Consider the following 22,435-nt stretch of genomic DNA (forward strand, 5'->3'; position numbering starts at 1 on the left):
AACGTGGCCCAGGTTGACCGTCGGCCCCGCCGGTGTCACCCTGAAAGACGGCACACATTTTCGGCGCTCCGTTCGTGACCAGGACTCAGGAGCGCACCCGGCCAGAACCTTCCGGAGGACAGCACAATGGCCAAGGCTCTTCTAGGGCACCTTGGAGGCACTGACCCGCGCATGCTCGAGCAGGTTCGTCTGCTCAACCGGCGTGTCGCCGATCTGGAGGCGCACGTGATGCGCCTGCAGGCAGAGAACGACCACCTCGTCGCACAGGTCCATGAGGGCCGGCTGCTCACCGTCGACGAGGCTCTGCGCGCCCCCGCTTCGGTCTGAGGACCCGAGCCGCGACAACAGAGTTCCATCTCTACCGTCCGCACTACCACGGCGGTGGCCCCCGTCCGGGCCCCCGCCGGTTCTATGTCCAGCTTCTGTGCCCTTCGTCGGCCGTTCACCGGTCGGCCTCCCTCGATTCGCGTGCAGGTCTTTGTAGACTGCGAAGCGGAACTACTTCCCCGGGTAGCGGCAGCGTCACGAGCAGTTACGACGGTTCCTTAGGTATCGTCTGTCCTTTCACGGGTTGGAGAGCTTCGCTTTGTACCTGAAGAGCATGACGCTCCGAGGCTTCAAGTCGTTCGCATCGGCCACGACGATGAACTTCGAGCCGGGCATCACGTGCATCGTCGGCCCGAACGGCTCCGGTAAGTCCAACGTCGTCGACGCCCTCGCCTGGGTGATGGGCGAGCAGGGCGCGAAGTCGCTGCGCGGCGGCAAGATGGAGGACGTCATCTTCGCCGGCACCTCCGGCCGCGCCCCGCTGGGCCGCGCCGAGGTGGTGCTCACCATCGACAACACCGACGGCGCGCTGCCGATCGAGTACGCCGAGGTGACGATCAGCCGGACGATGTTCCGCAACGGCGGCTCCGACTACCAGATCAACGGCCAGAACTGCCGCCTGCTCGACGTCCAGGAACTGCTCAGCGACTCCGGTATCGGCCGCGAGATGCACGTCATCGTCGGCCAGGGCCAGCTCGACTCGATCCTGCGCGCCACGCCGGAAGGCCGGCGCGGGTTCGTCGAGGAGGCCGCCGGCGTCCTGAAGCACCGCAAGCGCAAGGAAAAGGCGATCCGGAAGCTGGAGGCCACCGAGGGCAACCTGCACCGCCTCGGCGACCTGATCACCGAGATCCGCCGTCAGTTGAAGCCGCTCGGGCGCCAGGCAGAAGTTGCACGGCGCGCGGTGACGATCCAGGCGGAGGTCCGCGACGGGCGGGCCCGGCTGCTCGCCGACGACATCGTCCAGGCCCAGTCCGCTCTCGAGGCCGAGCTTCGCGATGAGGCTGCGCTGACCCAGCGCCGGACCGAGACCGAGGCGAAGCTGCGCGAGGCACGCGAGCTGGAGGCCGAGCTCGAGGACGCCCTGCGCGAGGACGCTCCGGCCCTCCAGGCCGCCCAGGACACCTGGTACCAGCTGTCCGGCTTCGGCGAGCGGATCAAAGGCACGGCGCGGATCGCGGCAGACCGGATCCGGTCGCTGAACGACGAGGCGGAGGAGCCGCGCCCGGGGCGCGACCCGGAGGAGCTCGAGCTGGAGGCCGCTCGGGTCCGCGAGACCGAGGCGCAGATCGAGGCCGAGGTCGAGGCCCACTCGGAGCTGCTCGCCGAGGCCGTCGAGCGCCGCCAGCAGCTCGAATCCCAGGAGGCCGAGGAGGAGCGCCGGATCTCCGCGCTGATCCGGGCCGCCGCCGACCGCCGCGAGGGCCTGGCCCGGCTGACCGGCCAGGTGAACGCGCTGAAGAGCCGCGCGGCCGCCGCCGAGTCCGAGATCGGCCGGCTCGCCAGCAACATGCGCGAGGCCGAGGCCCGCGCGGGCAAGGCGCAGCACGACTTCACCGCGCTGGAGACCCAGGTCGCCGGGCTGGATGCCGGTGAGAAGGGGCTCGACGACCAGTACGAGGCCGCCCAGGCGGTCCTCGACGAGATGGACGAGCGCCTGGCGAAGGTGCGGGCCGAGGAGCGCGACGCCGAGCGTGAGCGCACCGGTCTGTCCGCGCGCAAGGAAGCCCTGGAGCTCGGTCTGAACCGCAAGGACGGCGCCGGCGCCCTGCTGGCCGCCTCCGAGCAGGTCAATGGCCTGATGGGTTCCGTGGCCGCCCTGCTGAGCGTGCGGTCCGGGTACGAGACAGCCATCGCGGCCGCGCTCGGCGAGGCCGCCGACGCGGTCGCAGTGACGCACACCGAGGCCGCTCTGCAGGCGGTCGGGCACCTGAAGCAGCACGATCTCGGCCGAGCCGGGATGCTCCTCGGTGACGCCCCGGCCGACGACTACGCGATGTGGCCGCCGCTGCCGTACGGAGCGTCGTACGCCGTGGATGTCGTGGACTGCCCTGAGACCCTGCGGCCCGCGTTGCGGCGGCTGCTGCGCAAGGTCGCCGTGGTGGACGACGTACCCGCCGCTCGGTCGCTCCTGCGGAACCTTCCCGACATCACCTGCACCACCCGCGGTGGCGACGTACTCGGGGCTCACTTCGCGTACGGCGGCTCGGACGCGGCACCCAGCCTGATCGAGGTGCAGTCTGCGGTCGACGAGGCGGCGGAGAAGCTGACCGAGGCGACCGCGCGGAGCGAGCGGCTGCGGTTCGAGTTGGCTGCGCTGGAGGACGAGCGAGCCCGGCAGAAGGAGTCCGTCGAGATCACGCTGGCCCGGCTGCACGAGTCGGACGCGGCGATGGCGGCGGTGGCCGAGCAGTTGGCGCACTTCGGGTCGCTGGCGAAGGCGTCCCGCGGCGAGGCGCAGCGGATGGCCGAGGCGATCGCGGCGGCCGAGGAAGAGCGCGACCGGAACCTGTCCGGCCTGGCCGAGCTGGAAGAGCGGCTGATCGACGCGGAGGCGTTCGACGACGATGGCGACGAGCCGGACGCGTCGGAGCGTGACCGGCTGGCCGAGGCGGCCAAGGCGGGTCGCGCGGCCGAGATGGAGGCGCGGCTCGCGCTGCGGACCACCGAGGAGCGGGCCCGGGCATTGTCCGGCCGGGCCGACTCGCTGGAGCGCGCCGCACGGCAGGAGCGTGAGGCGCGGGCCCGGGCGATCGCGCGGGCGGCACGGCGTGCTCGCCAGGCGGAGGCGGCCCAGGCCGTCCATCTGGCCGCTGGGCACGTGCTGGCCCGGCTGGAGTCCTCGCTGCAGCAGGCTGCAACCGAGCGGTCGGCGATCCAGGCGCAGCGGGCGGACCGCGAGCAGGCTCTGGCGCAGGCCCGGTCCGCAACGCGGAACCTGAGCTCCGACCTGGAGCAGTTGACCAACACCGTGCACCGTGACGCCCTGGCGCGCGCCGAGCAGAAGATGCGGCTCGAGCAGCTGTACGAGAAGGCGCTCGCCGAGGTCGGTATCGAGGTCGACGCGCTGGTCGCGGAGTACGGGCCGGATCAGCTGGTGCCGCCGCTGCCGAAGGAGGGCGACGACGACACGCCGGAGCTCGATGCCGAGCCGTTCAACCGGACCAAGGTCGAGAAGCGGCTGAAGCAGGCCGAGCGCGCGCTAAACCAGCTGGGGCGGATCAACCCGCTCGCGCTGGAGGAGTTCGAGGCGATGGAGGAGCGGCACCGGTTCCTGTCCGAGCAGCTGGAGGACCTGCGCAAGTCCCGGCGTGACCTGATGGACATCGTCAAGGAGGTCGACGAGCGGGTCGAACAGGTCTTTACCGAGGCTTACCGCGACGTGGAGGTCGCCTTCGAGCACGTCTTCAGCCGGCTGTTCCCGGGTGGTGAGGGCCGGCTCGTACTGACCGATCCGGACGACATGCTCGGCACCGGCATCGACGTCGAGGCGCGCCCGCCGGGCAAGAAGGTCAAGCGGCTGTCGCTGCTGTCCGGTGGCGAGCGCTCGCTGGTCGCGGTCGCGTTCCTGGTCGCCCTGTTCAAGGCGCGTCCGTCGCCGTTCTACATCCTCGACGAGGTCGAGGCGGCGCTCGACGACACCAACCTCGGCCGCCTGCTGGAGCTCTACGAGGAGCTCCGCGAGAACAGCCAGCTCCTGGTCATCACCCACCAGAAGCGCACCATGGAGGTCGCAGACGCCCTCTACGGCGTCACCATGCGCGGCGACGGCGTCTCCTCCGTCATCTCCCAACGAATCCGCGAACCCGAACCGGTCTAGGTCTTCAGCGGGTGTAGCGAGCTGTGTCTCACGGGGCTACGCTGGTGGTATGAAGATCATCACCCAGCGGGAGTTCCGCAATCACTCTGCGGCAGTGATGGACGCTGTAGAGGCGGGGGAGACCTATCACATCACCCGGAACGGTACCGAGGTCGCCGAGTTGCGTCCCTTGCACAGGCGCCGACGGTTGAGTGCGCAGGAGTTGGTGACTCGGCATCGTCGGCTGCCCCGGGTCGATGCCGCGCTGATGCGCCAGGAGGCGGACGAGATCTTCGGCACCGAGGACCGGGTTGGCGACGACGATCCCTGGGAGCGCAGCGGTGAGTGAAGCGTCGGCTTCCGGCGTACTGGATACCTGCGCGTACATCGACCTCGGCCTGATCGAGCCTGACGCACTGCCGGAGTACCCCGAGCTCACCGCAGTCACCCTCGCAGAGCTGCATCAGGGTGTCGCCATGGCGAAGGACGCGGCTACGAGAGCCGCGCGCACCGAGGTGCTGGGGGCCGCGGTCTCCGACTTCGAGGCGCTGCCGTTCGACGGTGACGCCGCGGCTCGCTACGGCACGCTGGTTGCGCTGGTGATCTCGGCCGGCCGTGATCCGCGGCCTCGGCGGATGGACTTGATGATCGCGGCCATCGCTTCGAGCCGGAACCTGCCGCTGTATACACGCAACGCGGCGGACTTCAAGGGGCTCGAGAACGTACTGACCGTCCGGGCGATCTGATCGCCTTGCGGCTTGCGTAATCTGAGACGACCGGTCATATTAGGTGCATGGCGCGGCGGAGTATGAAGGAAGAGATTCTTGGGGCCGGGGTCGATCTGTTCCGGGAGAAGGGGTTCAACGCGGCTGGGGTGAAGGACATCACCGATCGGGCCGGCGTTCCGAAGGGGTCGTTCTACAACCACTTCGAGAGCAAGGAAGCGCTCGCCACCGTGGCCCTCGACCGGTACGGCGACTCCCTGCGGCTCGGTGACCTGGCCGACCCGGCGGTGCCGCCGGTGGAGCGGATCCGGCGGCACTTCGAGTTCCTCCGGGACGGTCTGCCGGACTTCGCCCGCGGTTGCCTGTTCGGCAACTTCAGTGCCGAGATCGTCGACCACAGCGAGACGCTGCGGATGCGGGTCAAGGGCGGCTTCCACCAATGGTCGGCGCTGCTCGGCGACGTGATCGCGGCGGGGCAGGCGGCCGGAGAGATCCGGGCGTCGCTCGACCCGCAGCAGACCGCTCGCTATCTGATGAGCGCCTGGGAGGGCACCCTGCTGCAGGCGCGCGCGGACAAGACCGCGGACGCCTTCGACATCTTCTTCGCCGTCACCTTCGACGCTCTGCTCGCCTGACCCGAAGCCGCCCGACGTTCGGGCGGCTTTCGTTCGACCATTTCAAGATGACCGACCGTCTTAAGGAGTAGTCATGACCACCTACCGTGCGATCGAGGCCGTCGAGGACGGCACGTTCACGCTGGTCGAGCGCGAACTGACCGACCCCGGCCCCGGCCGGGTGCGGATCGCCGTCGAGGCCTGCGGCGTCTGTCACAGCGATGTCGTCGGCGTGCACAACCTCTTCGGCAACCACGCGGCCGGTACGGCGATCGTCCCCGGACACGAGGTGGTCGGCCGGATCGACGCGCTCGGAGACGGCGTGACCACGTGGTCCGTCGGTCAGCGCGTCGGTGTCGGGTACCTGGCCGGCCCGTGCGGCGTTTGCGCCAACTGCCGCCGCGGCGACTTCGTCTACTGCTCGAACCAGCCCATCACCGGCGACTCGATCGACGGAGGGTACGCCGAGTTCCTGACCGCGCCGGCCAGTGGGCTGGTCGCCGTACCGGAGGAGCTTGATGCGGCTGAGGCGGCGCCGCTGTTGTGTGCCGGGCTCACAGTCTTCAACGGACTGCGCAAGGGCGCGGCGCGACCCGGCGACCTCGTGGCCGTGCAGGGGATCGGCGGACTCGGCCACGTGGCGATCCAGTACGCCGCCAAGCTCGGGCTGCGCGTGGTTGCGATCGCGCGGGGCGAGGACAAGCGTGAGCTCGCGCTGAAGCTCGGCGCAAGCGAGTACGTCGACAGTGCGGCCGTGGACCCGGGCAAGGCGCTGCAGGAGCTCGGAGGTGCCCGGGTGATCGTGGCGACCGCCGCCAGCGGTGCCTCGATGACGCCGCTGATCGACGGTCTCGGTCTCCGCGGCAAGCTGATCGTCGTGGGTGCGGCGACCGACCCGATCGAGGTGACGACCGGGTCGCTGATCTTCGGTGGCCGCTCGATCGAAGGGTCGCTCACCGGCACCCCGAGCGAGAACGAGGAGAATCTCGCCTTCGCGCTGACCAACGACGTCCGCCCGATGGTCGAGCGCGTGCCCCTCGAGCACGCGGCCGACGCGTACGCCCGGATGATGTCCGGCGCAGCCCGCTTCCGGATGGTCCTGACCACGGGCGCCTGACCACCGTCCCGGCCGGCGCCATGCTTGCCTCGGGCAATTATCAGGCGGTGATCGTCATCGAGGCGAGCTGGTCGGCCCGGACGTCGAAGGTGAAGTGGGACGGGCCGTTGAAGCCGTCGCCGCCGACCTGGGTGACGATCGTGAGCGGGTTGCCCGGGGTGGAGACCTCGGTGCCGGTGAAGGTGGCCCGCTTGCCGATCAGCTCGTTCTCGCTCCAGGAGCGGATCCGGTCGTGACCGCGGAACTGGCGGCCCCAGTCGTCGACGTAGCCGTCGGCGGCGAAGGCCGCCACGAACGCGTCGTTGTCCTGCTCGTCGATCGCGGTGAGCGCGCGCTGGACCGCGGCCGGGATCTCTTGGCTCATGGCTCCAGACGATATCCCTCCCGATTGAACCGGTCGCCGGTTCCGCACGTGTGCGGGGTGACGATGAGTCAACCGAGGAGGATCTGATGAAGCGACTGGGCGGTGTGATCGGTGTGGTTGCGCTCAGCCTCGCCGGGCTGACCGCCTGCGGTGGCAGCAACGACTCGAGCTCGGGCTCCGGCGCGAGTTCGGCGCCGGCCGCCAGCCGGGCCGCGGGCGGGGAGGCGAAGCTGGCGACGGCCGACGTCGGCGGGCTCGGCAAAGTCGTTGTGGATGGCAACGGGCGGACCGTGTACGTCTTCGACAAGGACACCTCCGGCAAGTCGAACTGCGAGGGTGGCTGCCTGGCCAAGTGGCCGGCCGTGACAGCCGGTGACGGGACTCCGCAGCTGGACGGCATCGACGCGTCCCTGGTCAGCACGGTCACCAGGTCTGACGGCAGCAAGCAGTTGGCTATCGGGGGGCTGCCGCTGTACCTGTTCGCGAGTGACGCCAAAGCCGGTGACGCCAACGGCCAGGCGGTCGGCGGCACCTGGTGGGCCGTGGGCGCGGACGGCAAGAAGATCACCACCCAGCCGTCCAGTTCCGGCAATGGCAACGGCTACTGAGAGCCTCGGGTGGATCCCCGCCATTGCCAACGGCGGGGAATCCCCTATCGTACGGACGGTGGGTGACTACCCGGGGCCGGACGCTGCCGAGACGCTGATCCGTACCCTGTACGCCGAACACGGGCGCAGCCTGCTGGCGTATGCGACCCGTCTCACCGGTGACAGGGCCGCGGCGGAGGACGTCGTCCAGGAGACTCTGGTCCGGGCGTGGAAGCACGCCGGCGACCTGACCGAGGGCAAGGGATCGGTGCGCGGCTGGTTGCTGACGGTGGCACGGAACATCGTCACCGACCGGGCCCGGGCCCGAGCGGTGCGGCCGGCCGAGGTGGCGGACGTCGAGGACCGGCCGCCGGTGGAAAGTGATCACTCCGAGTCGGTGGTGAACACCATGGTGGTGCTGGAGGCACTGCACAAGGTGTCGCCGGAGCATCGAGAGGTGCTGGTGCAGCTGTATTACCGCGGCCGGTCGGTGGCCGAGGCCGCAAAGGAACTGGGCGTCCCGCCCGGTACCGTGAAATCGAGATCGCATTACGCCCTCCGAGCTCTGCGCGCGGTGATGGCCGGACATGAAGCGGAGGTGGCCCGATGAGTGAGCACGACCGTACGCAACTGGGCGCCTACGCCCTGGGTGCACTGGAGCCGGCCGAGGTCCAGGAAGTCGACGAGCACCTGGCGACGTGCGCCGAGTGCCGGACCGAACTGGCCGAGCTGGAGGAGATGAAGGGCTTCCTCGGTGAGGTGCCGCCGGAGGCGTTCCTGGAGGGTCCGCCCGAGGGCGGCGACCTCCTGCTGCAGCGCACGCTGCGTGAAGTGCGGGAGCTGACTCCCGAGCCTGTTCAGGCGCCGGCTCGGGTCAAGCGGCGGTCCCGCTGGCTGCTGGTCGCCGCTGCGCTGGTTCTGGTGGCCGGTGCGCTCGGTGCAGGCGTAGCCCTCGGCCGGTCGACGGTACCGCAGGCCAATGAACCCGCGGCCGGCTACAAGGAAGCCACCGCGACCGATACCAACACCGGTACGACGATGGCGACGACTGTGGAGCCACGGGCCGGGTGGAGCTGGATCCGGGTGAGCATCACGGGCCTGAAGGCCGGGGCCGAGTGCCAGATGTACGTCACCGACACGACGGGCAAGACCTGGATCGCTGGCAGCTGGGTGGTGTCCCCGAAGGCGGCCCGCGACGGCAGCGAATTCGGCGGCGGAGTCCTGGTGCCACTCGATCAGGTGCGCTCAGTGGAGATCAAGACCATCCAGGGGGAGCACGTGGTCACCGCGACAGTCTGAGTGGTCGAACTCGGTTGCGCGGCGCGAGAGGATGGGGCCGTGGCGACTACTACCTCCGACGACCTCCGGGCCCGGCGTAAGGCGGCGGCCGACAACTGCGAGCGCTGGCTGTCCCATCGCCGGGTGAGTGTGCCGGACAGGCTGCGGCAGCTCGCAGAGGTCGCGACGGACGGCGAGACCGACAGCTACGGCAGCGGTGGTGAGGTCGCCGCGCTGGAGCAGGAAGTGGCGGAGCTGCTGGGCAAGCCCGCGGCAGTGTTCCTGCCGACCGGCGTCATGGCCCAGCAGAGCGTCCTGCGGGTGTACGCCGATCGCGCGGGGACCGGCCGGGTCGCCGTGCACGGACTCTCTCACCTGCTGGTGCACGAGCTGAACGCTCTCGAGGAGGTGCACCACCTCCGGATCGAGCGACTCACGTCCGAGCCCCGGCAGCCGCGGCCGGACGAGCTGGCCGCGATTCCAGGCAAGCTGGCCGCGGTGACGCTGGAGCTGCCGCTGCGCGACGCGGGGTTCGTCCTGCCGTCGTGGGACGAGTTGGTGGTGTTCGCCGAGTCCTGTGCGGAGCGCGGCGTACCACTGCACCTGGATGGCGCTCGGTTGTGGGAGAGCACGCCGTACTTGGAGCACAGCCTGGCTGAGGTCGCCGCACTCGCTTCGTCGGTGTACGTCTCGTTCTACAAGGTGCTGGGTGGCGTGAGCGGCGCCGCGCTGGCCGGCCCCGAGGACGTGATCGCCGAAGTACGCCGGTGGCAGCGGCGACTGGGTGGCAACCTCTACTCGCTGTTCCCGTACGCCGTGTCCGCGCGGGAGGGACTGCGGACGGTGCTCCCGGTGATGGGCGATCTGCATCAGCGGGCCGTGGAGCTCTCGATGGCCTTGCAGAGCGAGGGATTCCGGGTCTTCCCGGAGCCGCCGCACAGCAACTCGTTCCGGCTCTACGCGCCGCGCGCGGCCGAGGCGATCGAGCTGTCCGCGGTCGAGCGGATGGAGACGACACGCGAGTCGATCTGCGGTCGCTGGCAGCCGGCCGACGTACCGGGCTGGTCGTGGGTCGAGCTGGTCGTGTCGCCGGCCACGCTGGAATGGCAGGTCGACGAGATCGCCAAGGCGTTCGGGGAACTTCTGGCGCGCTGAGTACGTCATGGTCAGTGAGTTGGGGCTGGGATTCGGGGAGAGATGTGCTGACATTCGTCGTCACCATGGTGGTTCTGCTGGTTCTGTCGGGGCTCGTGCTGCTGGCCGTCGCCCGGGGTGAGGGGAAACATTTCGGGTAGCCTCGCTGGATGAGGCGGCTGATCTTTCAGGAGTACGTCACGCTCGACGGGTACGCCGCCGGGCCGGACGGTGGGCTGGAGTTCTTCGACAAGATCGCCGGGCAGGCCGACGACGACAATCTGGCGTTGCTCGAGAGTGTCGACACCATGCTGCTCGGCGCCGAGACGTACCGGTTGTTCGTGACGTTCTGGCCGACCGAGGCGTCGGCCGACGAGGTGATCGCGCCGAAGCTGAACGCGTTGCACCTGGTGGTCGTGTCGACGACCCTCGAGAGCGCTCCGTGGGGTCCCTACGAGCCGGGGCTGGTGGTCCGCGACATCGACGCGGTGCGCGCACTCAAGGCCGAGCAGGACGGCAAGGACATCATCTTGTGGGGCAGCATCTCGCTGTTCCACTCCTTGCTGCAGGCCGGACTCGTCGACGAGGTGCAGTTGCGCATCTGCCCGGTGCTGCTCGGCGCGGGCAAGAGCGCGTTCCCGAGCGGCAACTCGCCGGTCGATCTCGAGCTGATCGAAGCCAGGCCGTGGGCCGAGGGCGGCGTCCTCGTCCGCTACCGGCCGGCTAACTGACGGCGTTGACGATGGCCCGGACCAGCGGGGCCGCGACAGTGACTGTCGGCAGGATGAGGACAGCGGCCGCCATGGTGTACGTGGCAGCCGCGATCCACGTGTTGCCCAGCTCGGGCTCGGCCAGGCGCTGGACTCGCAGTACTGTCGCCGATCTGGCTGCCGCCAGGCCGGCCTGAGGTGCGGGGGCACCGGCCAGTGCGACCAGCGCGTTGGCCAGTGGGCGTGGTCCGCTCCGGCGGCGGGCGTCGTCGTCGGCCAGGAGTTCCACCAGGGTGCGGGCCTGCTCCAGCGCCACCTCGCTGCGGACCCTGCGGGGGAAGGCCTGGTGCAGGGCGGTAAAGGCCTCCAGCACGAGGTCGTGGCGGGCGCGCAGGTGGGCTTGCTCGTGCGCGAGTACTGCTGCGAGCTCGCTGTCGTCGAGTCTGTCGAGCGCACCGACCGACACGACGACGCGGGCGCCGCGGAACGCGGGCAGGCAGTAGGCGAGCGGGGTCTTCTCGGCCAGGACGCGCAGGCCGGGGATCAGGCCGTCGGGCGTGGCCAGTACGTCGACGAGGTCGCGGTGATGCTTGCGGCGTGCCCTCGTCCCGACCGCCACATGTCCGGCGGCCCAGACGAGCCGCACCAGAACCAGTGCGGTCATGGCGAGAATCAGTGCGGCCACGAGGTCCCTCGGTGACGACGGGTCGAAGCGTGGTTCTCCCGGCTCGCCCGCGGCCGAGTAGGACATGGCGATGCCCGCACCGAGTGCGGCCAGCACTGCTGCAAGCGCCAATGCCTGCCAAAGGATGACGGCGGCGCGCGGGACCTTGTAGGGCCAGCTCGATCGCGCCAGCAGGGCCGGCGCCGGGCCGGTCAAGATCAGCGCGAGGGCGGCGAGCAGGATCGGGGTGATCACCCGGCCTTCTCCTGACTGTCCAACCGGCTCAGCGCCTCCCGCAGCAGCGCGGCCTCTTCGTCGCTGACCTGGCCGACGAAGCGGACCAGGGCCTCGCGCCGGTCGCCGGCGCGGTCGAGGGCGTCGCGCATCAGATCGGCGGCGAGCTCCTCGCGCGGTGCGGCGGCCCGGTACCGCCAGGCCTTGCCGTCGCGCTCCCGCTCGGTCAGCTTCTTCTTCGCCAGCCGGTCGAGCACCGTCATCACCGTGGTGTACGCGAGCTCCCGGGTGCCCGCCAGTTGCTCGTGCACCTCCCGCACGGTCAGGGCGGCCGGGGCAGCCCAGAGCCGCTCCATCACCAGCCGCTCCAGGTCGCCCAGGGGGCGCGGGGCCTTGTCATCGCTCGCCACGTGACCAGTATAACTACGCAATGTAGTAGATGAGCGCTAGCATCTACTACGTCATGTCGTAGATGGGGAGGCCGTGCCGTGGACACCTTGGATCTGGCCCGCTGGCAGTTCGCGATCACCACCGTGTACCACTTCTTCTTCGTCCCCGTGACGATCTCCCTGGTCGCGATCACCGCCGGGCTGCAGACCGCGTGGTACCGGACCGGCCAGGAGAAGTACCTGCGGCTGACCAAGTTCTACGGGAAGCTGTTCCTGATCAACATCGCGATGGGTGTGGTCACCGGCATCGTCCAGGAGTTCCAGTTCGGGATGAACTGGAGCGACTACTCGCGCTTCGTCGGGGACGTGTTCGGCGCCCCGCTGGCGCTGGAGGGGCTGCTGGCGTTCTTCCTCGAGTCGACGTTCATCGGGTTGTGGATCTTCGGCTGGGAGCGGTTGCCGAAGCTGGTGCATCTGGGGTGCATCTGGATGGTGGTGCTCGGCTCGCAGTTGTCGGCGTACTTCATCCTCGCGGCGAACTCCTGGATGCAGAACCCGGTCGGCTTCCGCTACAACGCCGCCCGTGGCCGCGCGGAGTTGACGGACCTGGGGGCAGTGCTGACGAACAAGGTCGTCCTCGTCACCTACCCACACACGATCTTCGCCGCCTTCATGGTCGGCGGCGCGTTCGTCGCCGGCGTCGCGCTGTGGCACCTGGTACGGCGGCCGAGGGTGGACCGGGACGTGTTCCGGACGGCGCTGAAGATCGGGGCCGTGATCGTGCTCGTCTCCGGCGCCGGGGTGGCGGTGAGCGGAGATTTCCAGGGCAAGGTGATGACCGAGGTGCAGCCGATGAAGATGGCCGCGGCCGAGGCGCTGTACGAGACCGAGAAGCCGGCCTCGTTCTCGATCCTCACCGTCGGCACGCTGGACGGGTCGAAGGAGATCTTCTCGGTCAAGCTGCCGTACCTGCTGTCGTTCCTGGCCACCGGCCATTTCGACGGGCAGGTGAAGGGGATCAACTCGCTGCAGGACGCCTACGAGCACTTGTACGGACAGGGGTCGTACAAGCCGAACATCCCGCTGACCTACTGGACCTTCCGGCTGATGATCGGGGTCGGGATGGCATCCGCGGCGATCGCGCTGTGGTTGCTCTGGGCAACGCGCCGGGGGCGGGCGCCGGCCCGGTGGCTGGTCTGGCTGGCGATCCCGCTGCCGCTGCTGCCGCTGGCGGCGAACTGCTTCGGCTGGATCTTCACCGAGACCGGTCGGCAACCGTGGCTGGTGTTCGGATTGTTGCCGACGGCATCGGGTGTGTCACCGGGGACGACGAGTGCCGAGGTGATCACGTCGCTCGTGGGCTTCACCGTTCTGTACGGCGCGCTCGCGGTGGTCGAGGTGAAGCTGATGTTCCGGACCATCCGCGGCGGCCTGGCCGGGACGGACGGACCCGCGGGACCCGACTCCCCGGACGATTCGACGGACGAGGCCGAGAAGCCCCTGTCCTTCGCCTACTGAGCATCCGGACTGAGGAGCTTTCTGATGGAACTCACGACGGTTTGGTTCATCGCGATCGCGGCGTTGTGGACCGGGTACTTCGTGCTCGAGGGATTCGACTTCGGGGTCGGGATGCTGTTGCGGGTGCTCGGCCGGAACGAGCCCGAGCGGCGGGCGGTGATCACCACGATCGGGCCGGTCTGGGACGGCAACGAGGTGTGGCTGATCGTGGCCGGCGGGGCGACGTTCGCGGCGTTCCCGGAGTGGTACGCGACGTTGTTCAGCGGGTTCTACCTGCCGCTGTTCGCGATCCTGGTGACGCTGATCCTGCGCGGGGTCGCACTGGAGTACCGCGGTAAGCGCGACGAGTTGTGGTGGCGCGGCCGGATGGACGTGCTGATCACGATCGGGTCTGTGGTCCCGGCGGTCTTGTGGGGGATCACCTTCGCCAACCTGGTCCGCGGTGTACCGCTGGACAACTCCTTCGAGTACGTCGGCAACTTCGGGCAACTGCTGAGTCCGTTCGCCTTGCTCGGTGGGATCACCTTCGCCGCGGTCTTCGTCGCACACGGCGCGATCTTCCTGGCTCTTCGCACCACGGACGACCTCCGGCGGCGCGCGAACGCCCTGGCCTCGCGGGCCGGCTTGATCGCGGCGGTACTGGCGATCGCCTTCCTCTGGTGGGCTCAGGCGCTGCGTGGCGACAAGGCCTCGATCATCGTGGCGATCGTTGCCGTCGTCGCGTTCGCGGCCGGTCTGGTGGCGAACCTGCGGCGACGCGAGGGGTGGGCCTTCCTGGGTACGGCGGTGGCCATCGGGCTGGCCGTGGTGTCGTTGTTCGCCGCCATGTTCCCGGCCGTGATGCCGTCAACACTTGATCCGCAATCAACATTGACAACAGTCGATGCCGCGTCAACGCCGTACACGTTGAAGGTGTTGACGATCATTGCCGGGATCTTCCTGCCGTTGGTGATCCTGTATCAGAGCTGGACCTACTGGGTGTTCCGCAAGCGCATCACTGTCGATCCGGTGCCGGTGTCCTCAGGGGCGCCGAGCTCATGAAGCCCCTCGACCCGCGGTTGCTGCGGAAGGCCCGGGGCGCCCGGGTCTTCCTGGCCGCGTCGGTGCTGATCGGTGTCGCCAGTGGGGTGCTGATCGTGGTGCAGGCCGTGTTGCTGGCACACGGGATCGCCGGAGTGGTGCTACGGGGCAGTGCGGTTGCCGGCGTGGCCTGGGGGCTGGCGTGTGTGGTCGTGGGGCGGGCGTTGCTGGTGTGGGCGCAGGAGGTGGTGGCTCAGCGGGCCGCGGCTGCGGTGAAGTCGACGCTGCGGCGGCAGGTCCTCGAGCACTCGTTGAAGCTCGGGCCGGTCTGGCTGAGCGGTGAACGCAGTAGTGCGCTGACAACCTTGCTCACCAAGGGACTCGACGACCTGGACCCGTATTTCGCCCGCTACCTGCCACAGCTCGTACTCGCGGCGACCGTACCGGCCGGCGTGATCGGGTGGATGGCGACCGGTGACCTGATCGCAGCGGGGACCGTACTCGTGACTCTCCCGTTGATCCCGATCTTCATGGCGTTGATCGGCTGGGCTACGCAGGCCCACAGCCGGCGCCGCCAGCACGCACTCGCCGTACTGGCGCATCACTTCGCCGACGTGGTCGGTGGACTGCCCACACTGAAGCTGTTCGGTCGCGCCAAGGCACAGGAGTCCGCCGTACGACGGGTGACCGACAAGCACCGGGTCGCGTCGATGGGGAGTCTGCGGCTGGCGTTCCTGTCGTCGCTGGCGCTGGAGTTGCTGGCCAGCATCTCGGTGGCGTTGGTCGCAGTCGGTGTCGGCCTCAGAGTCATCGACGGCAAGCTCGGACTGGAGACAGCGCTGATGGTGCTCATCCTTGCGCCGGAGGCGTACCTCCCACTGCGCCAGGTCGGCATGCAGTTCCATGCGAGCGCCGATGGGGTGGCCGCGAGTGAAGAGGTGTTCCGCGTGCTAGAGACTCCGCTTCCCGAGCGCGGCGACCGCATCGACGTACCGGATCTGCGGCTGAGCCCGCTCTCTCTGTACGACGTGACCGTGCGGTACCCGGGTCGCGACGAGCCGGCAGTGGACGGCTTCGACCTGGAGCTCCGGCCGGGCGAGGTCGTCGCGCTCACGGGTCCGAGTGGTGCCGGGAAGTCGACGGTGCTGTCGGTGTTGCTGGGCTTCGTCGAGCCCGAGCGGGGTGTGGTCGTGGTTGGCGGCAGTGCGGCGGACGAGTTCGAACCGACGGTGTGGAGGCGGCAGTTTGCGTGGGTGCCGCAGCGTCCGGGGCTGCGGTTGGGGACGGTCGCGGACAACGTGCGGCTCGGGTTGCCAGATGCGTCGGACGACCAGGTGCGGTTGGCGCTCATCGCGGCTGGGGCGAGTGAACTGGAGCTGGACAAGGCAGTGGGGGAGCAGGGGCGGTTGCTGTCGGGCGGTCAGCAGCGTCGGGTTGCTCTAGCGCGTGCGCTGATCACAGATGCGCCTGTGCTGTTGCTGGACGAGCCGACCGCGGGACTGGACGCGGATGCGGAGGCCGCGGTCATCGCCGGGCTGCGTGCTGGCGGCCGGACGGTGCTGATGGTTGCCCACCGCCCTGCTTTGATCGCCGCCGCCGACCGAGCAGTCACCGTAGGAGCCCGAGAGCTGGTGAATGCATGAAGACAGCGGACACGTCACACGGGGCGTGGGGGCTGGTGCGTCCCGAGGGGCGCATGTGGGGGCGGCTTGGGCTCGCGCTGCTCGTGGGGGTTGCGGCTGCGGGGTCGGCTGTGGCCCTGCTGGCTACCTCGGCTTGGTTGATTACGGCTGCTTCGGCTCAGCCGCCGGTGTTGTTGTTGATGGTGCCGATCGTGGCGGTGCGGGCGTTCGGGGTCGGGCGTGGGGTGTTCCGCTACGCCGAGCGGCTGGTGGGGCATGACGCGGCGTACCGGGTCTTGGGGGAGACCCGGGCGAGGATCACCGGGCGGCTGGAGCGCTTGGCGCCGGGCGGGGTGACGTCGCGGCGTCAGGGAGATTTGCTGGCGCGGCTTGTGCTGGACGTGGATGCAGTGCTCGACCTGTGGTTGCGGGTCGTGCTGCCGGTGGCGGTCGCCGCGTTGACTGCGGCCGCGACCGTCGCCTTGCTTGCTGTCCTGCTCCCCGCGGCCGGAGCCGCCGTCGCACTGGCCGTCCTCATCGCCTGCACGCTCGTGCCGTGGCTGACAGCCAAAACCGCACAGCGTGCCGAGCAGAAGATCGCTGGCGCACGAGGCGATGTCGCCGCCGCGGCCACCGAGACTCTGCTGACTGCAGGTGACGTGGTCGCCTTCAACGCGATCGACAACGTCCTGCACTCCTTCAGCCAGAGCGACGCCAGACTGGCCGCAGCCGAGCGCCGTTCAGCGTGGAGCACGGGCCTGGGCAGCGCTCTACTCGTCCTCTGCGTAGGCGGTGCGAGCGTGGCGGCCCTGGTGCTCGGCAGTACGGCCCACATCACCGGCGCCGTGTTCGCCGTACTGGTGCTGACGCCACTCGTACTCGCCGACGTGCTCGGCGGGATCCCGGCGGCCGCACAGCTCGCCATCCGGGTACGAGCGTCACTGGGCCGAGTGCAGGAGCTCATGGACAGCCAGGAGCCGGTGACCGAGCCAACGGCCCCGCAACCGCTGCCAACCGGTCGCGGCCTCGAGGTGAGGCTCCTGCGGGTGGGGTACGACGACAACGACGTACTGGATGGGTTGAGCCTCGACATGCCGGCCGGGAGCCGAGTGGTGATCACCGGGCCGAGTGGTTCGGGCAAGAGCACGCTGGCGGCGGTGCTGTTGCGGTTCCTCGAGCCGCGAGGTGGTGAGGTGCTCCTGGACGGTGTGGACCTCGCAAGGCTCGAAGGCGATCAGGTCCGGTCCGTGGTGGGCCTGCTGACGCAGGAGAGTCATGTGTTCGACACGAGCATCCGGGAGAACCTGCTGCTCGCGAAGCCGGGTGCGAGCGACCTGCAGCTCTGGAAGGCGCTGTACCGGGCGCGGCTCGGGATGTTCGTCGAGAAGCTGCCCGACGGGCTCGACACGATGGTCGGCGAGCATGGCGCCAGGCTGTCGGGTGGCGAGCGGCAGCGGCTCGCCTTCGCCCGGCTGCTCCTGGCCGACCGCGACGTACTCGTGCTGGACGAGCCGACCGAACACCTGGACGAGGAGACCGGTCGCGCGCTCCTGGCGGACCTGTTCGCCGCGGCCGATCGCCGTACGGTCGTTCTCCTCACCCATCGGCCTGAGCTGGTGCCGGATCACGTACCGCGACGGCTGGTGTGCCTGACGTAACGAATGCAGGCGGCGGGCCGGGCGTCTGTCAAGATGGGGAACCGTGTTGACCCCACAGCTCGTCACTCTGCTCACCGACCAGGCCCTGATCGCCATCATCGTGGTGATCGCGGCCGTCGTGGTCGCCGGTACCACCGGACTCGTCGTCACCCGGCGGCGGAGGGCCGAGCTGCCGCCGGCCGCTCAGCCGGCGTCGATCGACACCGCGGAGCCGAAGGTCGGCGAGGACGCCGAGGAACCGCGGGACACGCCGACCCGGACGCTGGAGGACGCCGAGCTGCCGGAGGCCGCGACCGCCACGATCGAGAAGCCGGAGTCCGCACAGGGCCGCCTGGTCCGGCTGCGTACCCGGCTGGCGCGGTCGCAGGGCTCGCTCGGCAAGGGCCTGCTCGCGCTGCTGTCGCGGGACAAGCTGGACGAAGAGACGTGGGATGACATCGAGACCACGCTGATCACCGCGGACGTCGGAGTGGCGCCCACGCAGGAGCTGGTCGAGAAGCTGCGGACCCGGATGCGGGTGGAAGGAGTGAGCGGCGACCAGGCCCGGGAGATCCTCCGCGAGGAGTTGATCGACCTGGTCAACCCGGCGCTGGACCGCTCGCTCAAGGTGAGCCGCAAGGACTCGCAGCCCGCCGTCGTCCTGGTGGTGGGCGTGAACGGGACCGGTAAGACGACCACGATCGGCAAGTTGGCGCGCGTACTGGTCGCCGAGGACAAGCACGTCGTACTGGGTGCGGCGGACACGTTCCGGGCCGCGGCCGCGGATCAGCTGCAGACCTGGGGTGAGCGGGTCGGTGTACGGACGGTTCGTGGGCCTGAGGGTGGCGACCCGGCCAGCATCGCCTTCGACTCGGTCAAGCAGGGCATCGAGGAGGAGGCGGACGTCGTACTGGTCGACACCGCCGGCCGGCTGCACACCAAGACGGGACTGATGGACGAGCTCGGCAAGGTGAAGCGGGTGATCGAGAAGTCTGCCGAGGTGGACGAGGTGCTGCTCGTGATCGACGCCACGACCGGCCAGAACGGACTGACCCAGGCGCGCGTGTTCGCCGAGGTCATCGACGTCACCGGCCTCGTTCTGACCAAGCTGGACGGTACGGCGAAGGGCGGCATCGTGATCGCGGTGCAGCGCGAGCTCGGCGTACCGGTCAAGCTCGTCGGCCTCGGTGAGGGACCGGACGATCTGGCACCGTTCGACGCTGAGCAGTTCGTCGACGCATTGCTCGACTGAGGCATGTAGAGGCGGCAGCGGCGGCTTCGTCCTCCGGGCAAGTGGCCTTCGAGGAGGAGATGACATGACCAGGTTCCTGTTGTTGATGAACTACGACCCCGGCAACGTCGACACGCCGATGCTGGAGTGGGACGAGCCCGACATCAAGGCCCACATGCAGTTCCTGAGCGACCACCTGGAGCGGTTGCGGCAGAGTGGCGAACTGGTGGAGGCACAGGCGCTGACCTGGCCCCAGCACGCCAAGGTCGTCCGCGCCTCCAGCGTGAGTGCGCCGGTGCTGACGGACGGGCCGTACGCCGAGTCCAAGGAGGTCCTGGCCGGCTACACGATGGTCGATGTGGAGTCGGAGGAGCGCGCACTGGAGATCGCGGCCGAGCAGTCGGCCGCGCCCGGTCCGGGCGGGATCCCGATCGAGCAGCCGATCGAGGTCCGCCGGGTGATGGAGTCGGATGCCGACGTCTTCGAATGAGCATCGCCTCGAGGACCTGCTGCGTGAAATGACGCCGCAGGTCCTCGGTGCGGTCGTCCGCTGGTCCGGCGACTTCGCCGCGGCCGAGGATGCCGTCCAGGAAGCGCTGCTGGCGGCGGCGCTGACGTGGCCCAAGGACGGTACGGCGGACAACCCGAAGGCATGGCTGATCCAGACCGCATCCCGGCGGCTGATCGACGAGGTCCGGCAAGTGCAGGCGCGGCGGCGCCGGGAAGAGCGGGCCGCGCTGCGAGACCTCCCGCCGGAGGACGTCGAGGAGCGGGACGACACGCTCCAGCTGCTGTTCCTGTGCTGCCATCCGGCCCTCACCCCGGCGTCGGCAATCGCACTGACGTTGCGCGCCGTCGGCGGGCTCACGACGGCCGAGATCGCCACCGCCTATCTGGTGCCTGAGGCAACGATGGCGCAGCGGATCAGCCGGGCCAAGCAGAAGATCAAGGGGGCGGCCTTCGAGCTCGACGCGAGCGAGGAACGGCTGCGCAACGTGCTGCACGTGCTCTATCTGATGTTCAACGAGGGCTACACGACCAGCAGTGGTCCGGAGCTGCAGCGCAGCGACCTTTCCGGCGAGGCGATCCGGCTGACCCGCACTGTGCACGCACTGCTGCCGGACAACGGTCAGGTCACCGGTCTGCTCGCGCTGATGCTGCTGAACGACGCCCGCCGTCCCGCACGCACCGGCAGCGCCGGAGAGCTCATTCCACTCGCGGAGCAGGACCGCACGCTCTGGAACCAGGACTACATCGCGGAAGGCGTGGCACTAGCGGTCGAAGCGTTCAGTACGCCGCCCCTCGGTGAGTATCAGCTTCAGGCCGCGATCGCCGCACTGCACGACGAGGTGAACCGCGCCGAGGACACCGACTGGCCGCAGATCCTCGCGCTGTACGGCCTGCTGGAGGACTTGTCCGGCAATCCCATGGTGAAGCTCAACCGCGCTATCGCGGCCGCCATGGTGGACGGCCCGGACACCGGACTGAAGCTCCTCGAACCGCTCGACGAGGAGCTGGCCGGCCACTACCGGCTGGACGCCACCCGTGCGCACCTCTACGAGCTGCGCGGCGATCACGCGACCGCCGCGGAGCACTTCCGCGCTGCCGCCCGCGGTACGACGAGTGTGCCGGAGCGCGACTACCTCACGAGGAAGGCAGCCGCGCTCCCGCGGATCAAATAGGCCGCCGATGGCCCGCCGCGGACCGGGTGTCCAGCACGGCGTTGTCGGCCGCGGCGGACAGGTCCGTCCACCACAGGACCTCCTCCTGAGGCGTCGCTTCGTCGGTACTCGCGTCGGCCCGCACCTGCGGTAGCTTGCCGAGCCGATCGACCTGCTCCGCCAATGCATCGAGGACGGACCGGAGTTGCACATGGGCCACCCGGGTGAAGGTCTGGACGTACTCGAGGTCGGCCACCGGGGCATCACCCGGTGGCATGTGCTTGACCGCCGATTCCACCGACTCCTTGGCTTGGGCCAGCGCGTCCCGCTGCTGGGTGCGAGCAGACTCCACCAGGTCCTTGGCGTACTGCTCGGCCTCGGCCACCAGGTTGTCCGAGATCTGTTGTGCCTGGCTGAGCAGTCCGACGGCGTGCGCGGTGATGTGAGCCCGCTGATCCGCGTCCGGCGTACTGGCGCGCAGGCGCTCGACTTCGGCACGCAGTTCGGCCCGGTCCGCATCGGCGTACTCGATCTGGTCGGCCAGCTCGCCCAGGTACGCCATTACTTCGCTCTGGTCCAGGCCCTTCCGGCGAGTGCCGAAGGTCTGGTTCCGGATGGCGTACGGCGACTGGGCCGGTCTCCGGGCGAACGGGTCTTGGCGCGTCACTGCTGACTCCCTGCCGAGGTCGTGATCCCCAAAGATTCGGTGTGGATATCGGTCGCCGGCACACCCGCTTCGGTGAGCTCGGCGACGGTGTGCCGGACCATGGCGGGCGAGCCGCACACCAGGGTGGTGCGGTTCGGCCACGGCCCCTGGGCGGCCGCGATCGCGCCGACCTGCCCTCGCTGCCCGGGGTACGACGTGTCGTCGGACACGACGGGGGTGTAGTTGAACCACGGCCGCTGGGTGAGACTGGTCAGCTGCTTGTGCTCGTAGAGGTTCCATGGCATCCGGGCCCCGTGGAACAGATGCACCCGCGGGACCTGGCTCGGTGGCGTGCGCCGGTCCAGTTGCTCGAGCATGGCCCGGAACGGAGCCAGTCCGGTGCCGCCGGCGATCATCACGAGGTCCCGGCCGTCGTCCTCCGGAAGCTTCAGCGTGTCGCCGACCGGAGCGCCGATCCGGACCGCGTCACCGCGCCGCAGCGACCGGACCGCCGGGCCGCTGACCTGGCCGCCGGGGACCAGGCCGATGTGCAGTTCGAAGGACCCGTCACTGCGCGGTGCGTTGGCCGGGCTGTAGTAGCGCCAGCGCCGTGGCCGGTAGGGAATCTCCATCGCCACCGACTGACCGGGCCGATAGTCGAGCGGCTGCTCCGGGTGAATCTGCACGATAGTCACGTCCATCGTGCGTCGATCCACCCCGAGGACCTCGCCGGGCCACCAGGCCGGGGAGTTCTCCGCCGAGTCCTCGGCGGCCTGAACCATCACGGTCGCGACCAGGCCGTACGCCTCGGCCCAGTCGGCGGCCAGCTCGGACGTCCAGGCCGCGCCGAGGAAGTGCTGCAACGTCGCGAGCAGCGACGCGCCGACGGCGGAGTAGTGGTCGGCCACGACGGAGAACCGCCGATGATCGCGGCCGAGTTGTTGCAGGAACGGCACCACCTCGTCGAGTTGGGTTGCGTTGCTGACCACGGCGCCGAGGGCGCCGACCAGCTTGTCGCGCTGGGCGGCCATCGAGACCGGGAACATCTCCCGGACCTCGGGATGGGACAAGAACAGGTGGGAGTAGAAGAACAGCGGCACCTCGTCGCCCGCCTTGGCGACCAATGCCCAGCTGCTCTTCAGAGCGGCCGGGTCCATC

General features: G+C 69.3%; 23 protein-coding genes. 18 read left to right on the forward strand and 5 right to left on the reverse strand.

Annotated elements, in window-relative coordinates; translation table 11 throughout:
- The first annotated feature begins 171 nt into the window (after positions 1-171).
- From OG876_RS26870 to OG876_RS26895, 6 genes are all read left to right on the forward strand, one after another.
- Entirely contained in the window at positions 172-327 is a 156-nt protein-coding gene (locus tag OG876_RS26870) for a hypothetical protein (RefSeq protein ID WP_233712037.1), read from the forward strand.
- Between the two features lie 274 nt (positions 328-601).
- Positions 602-4,147 carry a chromosome segregation protein SMC gene (smc, locus tag OG876_RS26875; protein ID WP_442914026.1) on the forward strand — a complete coding sequence of 1,182 codons (3,546 nt, stop codon included), beginning with the start codon at positions 602-604 and terminating at the stop codon, positions 4,145-4,147.
- Between the two features lie 49 nt (positions 4,148-4,196).
- Positions 4,197-4,475 (forward strand): type II toxin-antitoxin system Phd/YefM family antitoxin, encoded by a 279-nt coding sequence (locus tag OG876_RS26880; protein WP_328519412.1) that lies wholly within the window; start codon positions 4,197-4,199, stop codon positions 4,473-4,475.
- Complete coding sequence (locus OG876_RS26885; RefSeq protein ID WP_328519413.1) at positions 4,468-4,872, forward strand: type II toxin-antitoxin system VapC family toxin; 405 nt, start codon at positions 4,468-4,470, stop codon at positions 4,870-4,872. Before OG876_RS26880 ends, OG876_RS26885 begins: the two co-directional genes overlap by 8 nt.
- Positions 4,873-4,919: 47 nt before the next feature.
- Positions 4,920-5,486 carry a TetR/AcrR family transcriptional regulator gene (locus OG876_RS26890; protein ID WP_328519414.1) on the forward strand — a complete coding sequence of 189 codons (567 nt, stop codon included), beginning with the start codon at positions 4,920-4,922 and terminating at the stop codon, positions 5,484-5,486.
- 73 nt (positions 5,487-5,559) lie between these two features.
- Complete coding sequence (locus tag OG876_RS26895) at positions 5,560-6,582, forward strand: alcohol dehydrogenase (RefSeq protein ID WP_328519415.1); 1,023 nt, start codon at positions 5,560-5,562, stop codon at positions 6,580-6,582.
- A gap of 40 nt (positions 6,583-6,622) precedes the next feature.
- On the opposite strand, the gene OG876_RS26900 is transcribed toward OG876_RS26895, so the two are convergent.
- Positions 6,623-6,946 (reverse strand): nuclear transport factor 2 family protein, encoded by a 324-nt coding sequence (locus OG876_RS26900; RefSeq protein ID WP_328519416.1) that lies wholly within the window; start codon positions 6,944-6,946, stop codon positions 6,623-6,625.
- 86 nt (positions 6,947-7,032) lie between these two features.
- On the opposite strand from OG876_RS26900, the gene OG876_RS26905 reads away from it, so the two are divergent.
- From OG876_RS26905 to OG876_RS26925, 5 genes are all read left to right on the forward strand, one after another.
- Positions 7,033-7,554 (forward strand): COG4315 family predicted lipoprotein, encoded by a 522-nt coding sequence (locus tag OG876_RS26905; protein ID WP_328519417.1) that lies wholly within the window; start codon positions 7,033-7,035, stop codon positions 7,552-7,554.
- 58 nt (positions 7,555-7,612) lie between these two features.
- Positions 7,613-8,143: a sigma-70 family RNA polymerase sigma factor gene (locus OG876_RS26910; protein WP_442914027.1), complete on the forward strand. Its 531-nt coding sequence runs from the start codon at positions 7,613-7,615 to the stop codon at positions 8,141-8,143.
- Positions 8,140-8,832: an anti-sigma factor family protein gene (locus OG876_RS26915; protein ID WP_328519418.1), complete on the forward strand. Its 693-nt coding sequence runs from the start codon at positions 8,140-8,142 to the stop codon at positions 8,830-8,832. The genes OG876_RS26910 and OG876_RS26915 overlap by 4 nt, the downstream gene beginning before the upstream one ends.
- Positions 8,833-8,871: 39 nt before the next feature.
- Entirely contained in the window at positions 8,872-9,966 is a 1,095-nt protein-coding gene (locus tag OG876_RS26920) for a threonine aldolase family protein (protein ID WP_328519419.1), read from the forward strand.
- Between the two features lie 149 nt (positions 9,967-10,115).
- Positions 10,116-10,676 carry a dihydrofolate reductase family protein gene (locus OG876_RS26925; RefSeq protein ID WP_328519420.1) on the forward strand — a complete coding sequence of 187 codons (561 nt, stop codon included), beginning with the start codon at positions 10,116-10,118 and terminating at the stop codon, positions 10,674-10,676.
- On the opposite strand, the gene OG876_RS26930 is transcribed toward OG876_RS26925, so the two are convergent.
- Positions 10,669-11,574: a M56 family metallopeptidase gene (locus OG876_RS26930; protein ID WP_328519421.1), complete on the reverse strand. Its 906-nt coding sequence runs from the start codon at positions 11,572-11,574 to the stop codon at positions 10,669-10,671. The genes OG876_RS26925 and OG876_RS26930 overlap by 8 nt on opposite strands.
- Positions 11,571-11,963 (reverse strand): BlaI/MecI/CopY family transcriptional regulator, encoded by a 393-nt coding sequence (locus tag OG876_RS26935; protein WP_328519422.1) that lies wholly within the window; start codon positions 11,961-11,963, stop codon positions 11,571-11,573. Before OG876_RS26935 ends, OG876_RS26930 begins: the two co-directional genes overlap by 4 nt.
- A gap of 78 nt (positions 11,964-12,041) precedes the next feature.
- Here OG876_RS26935 and OG876_RS26940 point away from each other — a divergent pair, with 78 nt between their 5' ends.
- The 7 genes from OG876_RS26940 to OG876_RS26970 all read left to right on the forward strand — a co-directional run bounded on the left by OG876_RS26940 (position 12,042) and on the right by OG876_RS26970 (position 20,652).
- Entirely contained in the window at positions 12,042-13,460 is a 1,419-nt protein-coding gene (locus tag OG876_RS26940) for a cytochrome ubiquinol oxidase subunit I (protein WP_328519423.1), read from the forward strand.
- Positions 13,461-13,484: 24 nt separating this feature from the next.
- Positions 13,485-14,501, forward strand: coding sequence for a cytochrome d ubiquinol oxidase subunit II (cydB, locus tag OG876_RS26945; protein WP_328519424.1), 1,017 nt, complete (start codon positions 13,485-13,487; stop codon positions 14,499-14,501).
- Positions 14,498-16,123: a thiol reductant ABC exporter subunit CydD gene (gene cydD / locus OG876_RS26950; RefSeq protein WP_328519425.1), complete on the forward strand. Its 1,626-nt coding sequence runs from the start codon at positions 14,498-14,500 to the stop codon at positions 16,121-16,123. Before cydB ends, cydD begins: the two co-directional genes overlap by 4 nt.
- Positions 16,120-17,760 carry a thiol reductant ABC exporter subunit CydC gene (gene cydC, locus OG876_RS26955; protein ID WP_328519426.1) on the forward strand — a complete coding sequence of 547 codons (1,641 nt, stop codon included), beginning with the start codon at positions 16,120-16,122 and terminating at the stop codon, positions 17,758-17,760. Before cydD ends, cydC begins: the two co-directional genes overlap by 4 nt.
- 43 nt (positions 17,761-17,803) lie before the next feature.
- Positions 17,804-18,991 (forward strand): signal recognition particle-docking protein FtsY, encoded by a 1,188-nt coding sequence (ftsY, locus tag OG876_RS26960; RefSeq protein ID WP_328519427.1) that lies wholly within the window; start codon positions 17,804-17,806, stop codon positions 18,989-18,991.
- A gap of 64 nt (positions 18,992-19,055) precedes the next feature.
- A complete protein-coding gene (locus OG876_RS26965) occupies positions 19,056-19,460 on the forward strand; it encodes a YciI family protein (RefSeq protein WP_328519428.1) in 405 nt (134 codons plus the stop codon).
- Positions 19,441-20,652, forward strand: coding sequence for an RNA polymerase sigma factor (locus tag OG876_RS26970; protein WP_328519429.1), 1,212 nt, complete (start codon positions 19,441-19,443; stop codon positions 20,650-20,652). The genes OG876_RS26965 and OG876_RS26970 overlap by 20 nt, the downstream gene beginning before the upstream one ends.
- On the opposite strand, the gene OG876_RS26975 is transcribed toward OG876_RS26970, so the two are convergent.
- Together OG876_RS26975 and OG876_RS26980 are read right to left on the reverse strand one after the other, a co-directional pair.
- A complete protein-coding gene (locus OG876_RS26975) occupies positions 20,645-21,298 on the reverse strand; it encodes a DivIVA domain-containing protein (RefSeq protein WP_328519430.1) in 654 nt (217 codons plus the stop codon). The genes OG876_RS26970 and OG876_RS26975 overlap by 8 nt on opposite strands.
- Positions 21,295-22,434 (reverse strand): globin domain-containing protein, encoded by a 1,140-nt coding sequence (locus OG876_RS26980; protein WP_328519431.1) that lies wholly within the window; start codon positions 22,432-22,434, stop codon positions 21,295-21,297. The genes OG876_RS26975 and OG876_RS26980 overlap by 4 nt, the downstream gene beginning before the upstream one ends.
- Position 22,435 lies beyond the last annotated feature (1 nt).

This window comes from Kribbella sp. NBC_00359, assembly GCF_036097425.1.
Classification (GTDB): Bacteria; Actinomycetota; Actinomycetes; order Propionibacteriales; family Kribbellaceae; genus Kribbella.

Excerpts from the sequence above, each read along its gene's own strand:
- OG876_RS26870 (WP_233712037.1), top strand. The coding sequence starts at position 172 with ATGCTCGAGCAGGTTCGTCTGCTCAACCGGCGTGTCGCCGATCTGGAG.
- smc (WP_442914026.1), top strand. The coding sequence starts at position 602 with ATGACGCTCCGAGGCTTCAAGTCGTTCGCATCGGCCACGACGATGAAC.
- OG876_RS26880 (WP_328519412.1), top strand. The coding sequence starts at position 4,197 with ATGAAGATCATCACCCAGCGGGAGTTCCGCAATCACTCTGCGGCAGTG.
- OG876_RS26890 (WP_328519414.1), top strand. The coding sequence starts at position 4,920 with ATGGCGCGGCGGAGTATGAAGGAAGAGATTCTTGGGGCCGGGGTCGAT.
- OG876_RS26895 (WP_328519415.1), top strand. The coding sequence starts at position 5,560 with ATGACCACCTACCGTGCGATCGAGGCCGTCGAGGACGGCACGTTCACG.
- OG876_RS26900 (WP_328519416.1), bottom strand. The coding sequence starts at position 6,946 with ATGAGCCAAGAGATCCCGGCCGCGGTCCAGCGCGCGCTCACCGCGATC.
- OG876_RS26905 (WP_328519417.1), top strand. The coding sequence starts at position 7,033 with ATGAAGCGACTGGGCGGTGTGATCGGTGTGGTTGCGCTCAGCCTCGCC.
- OG876_RS26915 (WP_328519418.1), top strand. The coding sequence starts at position 8,140 with ATGAGTGAGCACGACCGTACGCAACTGGGCGCCTACGCCCTGGGTGCA.
- OG876_RS26925 (WP_328519420.1), top strand. The coding sequence starts at position 10,116 with ATGAGGCGGCTGATCTTTCAGGAGTACGTCACGCTCGACGGGTACGCC.
- cydB (WP_328519424.1), top strand. The coding sequence starts at position 13,485 with ATGGAACTCACGACGGTTTGGTTCATCGCGATCGCGGCGTTGTGGACC.
- cydD (WP_328519425.1), top strand. The coding sequence starts at position 14,498 with ATGAAGCCCCTCGACCCGCGGTTGCTGCGGAAGGCCCGGGGCGCCCGG.
- cydC (WP_328519426.1), top strand. The coding sequence starts at position 16,120 with ATGAAGACAGCGGACACGTCACACGGGGCGTGGGGGCTGGTGCGTCCC.
- OG876_RS26965 (WP_328519428.1), top strand. The coding sequence starts at position 19,056 with ATGACCAGGTTCCTGTTGTTGATGAACTACGACCCCGGCAACGTCGAC.
- OG876_RS26970 (WP_328519429.1), top strand. The coding sequence starts at position 19,441 with ATGCCGACGTCTTCGAATGAGCATCGCCTCGAGGACCTGCTGCGTGAA.
- OG876_RS26980 (WP_328519431.1), bottom strand. The coding sequence starts at position 22,434 with ATGGACCCGGCCGCTCTGAAGAGCAGCTGGGCATTGGTCGCCAAGGCG.